The organism is Streptomyces sp. NPDC004542, assembly GCF_040610035.1.
Taxonomy (GTDB): domain Bacteria; phylum Actinomycetota; class Actinomycetes; order Streptomycetales; family Streptomycetaceae; genus Streptomyces.
The window spans coordinates 1-4,927 of the sequence record NZ_JBEXLP010000052.1 but is presented as its reverse complement, the minus strand read 5'-3'; the positions used below and the strand labels follow the sequence as shown (position 1 = coordinate 4,927).

Annotated in this window: 4 protein-coding genes; all 4 read left to right on the top strand. The window is 74.3% G+C overall.

Annotated features, from left to right (window positions below; all coding sequences use genetic code 11):
- Nucleotides 1-237: 237 nt before the first annotated feature.
- Nucleotides 238-495 carry a hypothetical protein gene (locus ABZX30_RS25150; RefSeq protein WP_355937197.1) on the top strand — a complete coding sequence of 86 codons (258 nt, stop codon included), beginning with the start codon at nt 238-240 and terminating at the stop codon, nt 493-495.
- Between the two features lie 146 nt (nt 496-641).
- Nucleotides 642-1,022, top strand: coding sequence for a hypothetical protein (locus ABZX30_RS25145; RefSeq protein ID WP_355937195.1), 381 nt, complete (start codon nt 642-644; stop codon nt 1,020-1,022).
- Nucleotides 1,023-1,122: 100 nt separating this feature from the next.
- Nucleotides 1,123-2,322, top strand: coding sequence for a cytochrome P450 (locus tag ABZX30_RS25140; RefSeq protein WP_355937193.1), 1,200 nt, complete (start codon nt 1,123-1,125; stop codon nt 2,320-2,322).
- 418 nt (nt 2,323-2,740) lie between these two features.
- Entirely contained in the window at nt 2,741-4,801 is a 2,061-nt protein-coding gene (locus ABZX30_RS25135) for a hypothetical protein (RefSeq protein ID WP_355937190.1), read from the top strand.
- Nucleotides 4,802-4,927: the final 126 nt, after the last annotated feature.

Below are 4,927 nucleotides of genomic sequence, written 5' to 3'. Positions count from 1 at the left end.
CGACCGGACCGGTGACGGCCGGTGCGGCCACCCCGGCGGCGCCCGACGAGGATGCCCCGGGCGCCGCCCCGGGGAGCGGGGATCCGCGGGACGTCCCCGAGATCCCCCCGGATCTCCGGGCGGCCGCCAAGCGGGCGACCACTGGCTGGGCATGGTGGACCCCGCCTGGTCCGGTGACGGGACGCCGCTGTCCTGGGCGGTGCGGGGAAGTGGCGGTCGGACGCGGCCGGCGAGATCGTGCAATGGCGGGGGAACGAGGAGTGCCGGCCCTCGCCGTCGGCACGCGGCTGGCCGCCGACCGACGAGATCGACGAGGCGGTCCAGCTCGCGGTCACCGGCTGCGGGCCGGCCGGGGAGGCGACGTGGCTGGCGGCGGGCGCCGGGGTGGCCGTACGGGGCGGCCCCGAGGACGACGTACGGCTGCAGGGGCCGGGTGGCTGTCCGAAGGGGCAAAGTGGCCACCGGGAGGACGGGAATTCCTGGGCGGTCGGATAATTTTCTGACGGCCCGACTGATTCCCGTCAGATACGGGCGAGTATTTCTAATGCCTTGTTTCTCGCCGTATTCATGACCAATTCGGCATGCGCCACTCGGTATTCGGCATTCGTCGATCCGTCATGCCGGAAGAAGCGGAGAACATCATGCAGTTCACGTCCAAGGCCGGTAAGGCCGCCCTCGCCCTCGGTGCGGTGTCCTGCCTCACGACCGGGGCCGTCGCGGCCACGGCCGCCCCGGCCGCGGCCGCCACCGCCCACACCTTCAAGGTGTGCGCGCAGGGCAACTACACCGCCTACGGCGAGCTCCCCCAGCAGGGCGGCATCGCCACCGTGCTCGTCGCGCCCGGCAAGTGCGCGACGCTCTCCCTCGCCTCGGGCACCACCTACGCGAAGGTACGGGGCGTCTACAACACCGACCCCAGCAAGAGCTTCTACGTCGGCACCGCCCACTTCACCGCGTCCAAGGGCTACAAGGGTGCCGCCAAGGGGACCACCAAGAACCCCACCCTCGTGAACCTCGGCTGACCCGACCGTCCGCCGCCTTCGGCGGACGCGCACGAGTGCACGGCACGTCTCCCCCCGTCCGGGCACTCGTGCGTCCCCCGACACCCCCTTGAGGATCAAGATGACCACGGCCGGCCCCGTCGACCTCGCCGCGCTGGGCGAGGAGTTCGTCCGCGACCCCTTCCCGGTCTACGCGGCACTGCGCGAACGCGGTCCGGTGCACCGGGTGCGGGTGCCCGAGGGCTACGAGGCGTGGCTCGTCGTCGGGTACGACGCGGCACGGGCCGCGCTCGCCGACCCCCGGCTCGCCAAGTCCTGGGAGCGGGCCTCGCCGACGCTCTCCCTGGTACGGCCGGCCTCCGGACCGAACATGCTCAACTCCGACCCGCCGGACCACGGACGCCTGCGCCGCCTGGTCGTGCGCGAGTTCACCCCGCGCCGCGTCGAGCGACTCGCCCCGCGCATAGAGGAGATCACCGACACGCTGCTCGACGCGATGCTGGCCCGCCCCGACGGACGCGCCGACCTCGTCGAGGCCCTGTCGTTCCCGCTGTCCATGGCGGTCATCTGCGAACTCCTCGGCGTACCCGAGCTGGACCGCGCCGCGTTCCGGACCTGGAGCACCGACGTGTTCTCGCACCCCGACCCGGCGGCCCGGAAGGCGGCGAGCCGGGAGATGGGCGACTACCTGAACCGGCTGCTGGACGACAGGCGCCGCACGCCGGGCGAGGACCTGATGAGCGCCCTGATCCGCGCCACCGACGAGGGCGGAGACCGGCTGAGCCCCGGCGAACTGACCGGCACCGCCTGGCTGCTGCTGGTCGCGGGCCACGAGACCACCGCCAACCTGATCTCCGCCGGTGTGCTCGCGCTGCTCACCCACCCCGAGCAACTCGCCGCCCTGCGCGCGGACATGACACTGCTCGACGGAGCGGTGGAGGAGATGCTGCGCTACGACGGACCGGTGGAGGCGGCGACCTTCCGCTTCGCCACCGAATCCGTCGACATCGCCGGCACCGTGATCCCCGGCGACGGCGAACCGGTCCTCGTGGTCATCGCCGACGCCGACCGCGACCCGGCGCGCTTCCCCGGCCCCGACCGCTTCGACATCCGCCGCCCCCCGCGCGGCCACCTCGCCTTCGGCCACGGCATCCACCACTGCCTCGGCTCCCCGCTCGCCCGCACGGAGGCGCGCATCGCCGTCCGGGCCCTGCTGCGGCGCTGCCCCGGCCTCGCGCTCGACGTCCACCCGGCGGCCGTCACCTGGCGCCGCGGCATGCTCGTGCGCGGCCCGCGCCGGCTGCCGGTGCGGTGGATGTGACCGGCCTCCGTGGCCGAATCATGCGGGACGTTTTCGATGCGCTTTCGTGGCGAGGCCGTAGCGCTCCTTTTCCGCCGCAGCCCTCGAAAATGCGAACACCCTCGGAGGCTCCAGGCTTTTCCACGCCGTGTATATGCAGTGAACATGCGGAGCCATTGGCGGACCACGGCACGGAGTACCATCCGGACGCGTCCACGCTCTTCCGGCTCCGGGAACCCGACGAGAGCTGAGCCCGAGCCGCGCCTGCGACGCGGACCTCCTGCCCGAACGTGCACGGTCTGTGCCCGCGCGCCGGGCGGGGACCGCGAAGACGGACCGGTAGGCCGTACGTTGTGCACTCGACCGCCGTCCACGGGTGCACCCGGCCATCGCACCTGCTCACGGCAGGCGGACCGCGCTCTCGGGGAGAAGCAGGCGCATGAGCGGCAACCAGACGGCGACCCAGTCCGGCCCCCGGCTCGAAACGGCCCGGACGCCCCCCTCCGCAACCACCCTCGCCGAAGCGCGCCGCCCACCCGGACCGGCGGCAGGAGTGACGGCGGGCCGCTCCGCGGCATCCTCCCGCCGGGAGCCGGCCAGTGCCTTCACGGCCCACCGCGCGGGCGAGGCGTGGCTGCTCGCCCCGGCCGGTTCCGCCGACCCGCGCGCCCTCTCCTTCACGGCCGGCCTCGCCCGGGACCCCGTGTGCACGGTCCTGGTGGCCGACCTGCCCGACGGAGCGGACCAGAACACGCTCGAACAACTCGCCCGGGCGGTTCCACCGGGGGAGGGCGACCTGCGGCTGCTGTTCGGCCGGCCGCCCCGCCCCGGCGCCGTGCGCGCCGCCCGGCAACTCGCCGACCGGCTGGGCAGAACGGTGACCGTGGCCTCGGGCATCCTGTCGCCCACGCCTGGCGGCGGCCTGTTCATCGGCCCGGACGGCGGAACGGGATGGGTGCGCTGCGCGCCCGGCGCGCCGGACGAGCCGGACTCCCGGCGCTTCCCGAAGCCCTCCTGGGAGTCCGCCCTCCCCGACGTGCCCCACCTCCTGGGCACGACCATGGCGGAACCCCTCCCCGCCGGCCTCTGGCTGCGCCCCGCGCAGGAGAGCACCGGCCTCCAGGAGCACCGCGCGCGGCTCTCCGGCGAGCTGCGGGTCTCCGCCGAACTGCTCACGGTGGTGGTCGGGGCGCCCGGCGAGGCGGAGCCGCCGCTCGCGGACGTCGTCCGCCTCTGGAACGTCCTCCCCGAGCGTCTGCGGCCGGACGTGCGGTTCGTCTGCTACGGCGCCGCCCGCCTGAGCGGCGGACGGCACTTCGGCGACGTCCTCGCTCAGGTGGTGGGCGAACCCGTGCGGCTCTACAACGGCCTGCCGCGGGGCACGGGCCCTTCCGACGACGTACTGCGGAGAGGTCCCGACGGTTCACCGGGCCGCCCGGTGCGGGCCCGCGAGTTCGTCCACCTCCCGCCGGCCGGCACCACCGGGCCCGTGCCGGTCCCGTACGCCGCGGCGCACGGCTGGCCGCTCGACGACCTCCCGGAGACCGCCCCCGGAACCCACCTCCTGGCGGACGGCACGGTCGTCGAGGTGGTGCCCAGCGGACTGTGGGTGCGCCCGCCGCAGGACCCCCCGTACGCCGCCGAGGTACGGGCAGCCGAACCCGACTCCGGTCACGAGCGGATCCTGTGCGACGCCACTCGCGAGGAGGAACTGCCCCGGCTCAGAAAGCTCGCGACCGACCTGATGAGCTCCTTCCCGCCCGAACTGCGCGCAGTGGTACGCCTCGGGGTCTGCCGCCCCACCATGCCTCCCGGCGGCTGGACGGCCGAGGAGCCCGGCCCGCGCGCGGGGGCGTCCTCCCCGCCCACCCCGGCCGGTGACGGCACCCGCCGGGAGCCGGGTGGCGGGGCACACCCGCACACCGCCTCCGGCAGGGAGCACGAGGGACTGCTGTCCGTGGCGGCCGAGATCCTGCGCAGGCATCCCGACCTCACCCCCGGCAGCCGCGACCCGGACACCGTCGCCGCCCTCGCGGCCGTGCTGCGCCGCCTCGCGGGCGGCGCGGAACCGGACGGCGAACTCCTGCGCGGGGGACTGCACCTGCTCCCGGCCCACCGCGGGTCCACCGGTCTGCGGGCCATCCTCGACGAGCCGATGCGGCGGTGGTACGCCGGGCAGTCGCTGATCGTCGACCCGGACGTGTGCGAGGCGTCGGCCCTCGGCCCCGGCGACGCACCCGGCAACACCGACTTCCTCATCTGGTCGGTGAACGGCCGCCGTACGGACCTCCTCGACCCGCTGTGCCCGGACCGCGTGCTGTTCCCGCCCGGCTCCCGGTTCCGGTTGCTCACGGCCCGGCCCGCCGTCCCGGACGTCGTCATGATGCGCGACCTCGGCCCCGACGAGACACCGGCTGAACCGGACCCGGACCTGGACCGGGCGGCGGTGCGGGAACTGACCCAGGCATGGCACAACTGGCTTGGCGACGCGAGAACTTGACGCTCCGGACAGCACCTCCCGGGGGTTCGGGGTGGGCGAAGAGGCGGAGTGTGTGGCTCGGGGGGCAGAGGGGTGGGTGGATCGCTGCGGTGGGTGGGTGTTTGACCAATGATCGGGTGGGCGTGG

Bases quoted from the DNA above. Each gene is read 5' to 3' on its own strand.
- ABZX30_RS25145 (WP_355937195.1), top strand. From the start codon at position 642: ATGCAGTTCACGTCCAAGGCCGGTAAGGCCGCCCTCGCCCTCGGTGCG.
- ABZX30_RS25140 (WP_355937193.1), top strand. From the start codon at position 1,123: ATGACCACGGCCGGCCCCGTCGACCTCGCCGCGCTGGGCGAGGAGTTC.
- ABZX30_RS25135 (WP_355937190.1), top strand. From the start codon at position 2,741: ATGAGCGGCAACCAGACGGCGACCCAGTCCGGCCCCCGGCTCGAAACG.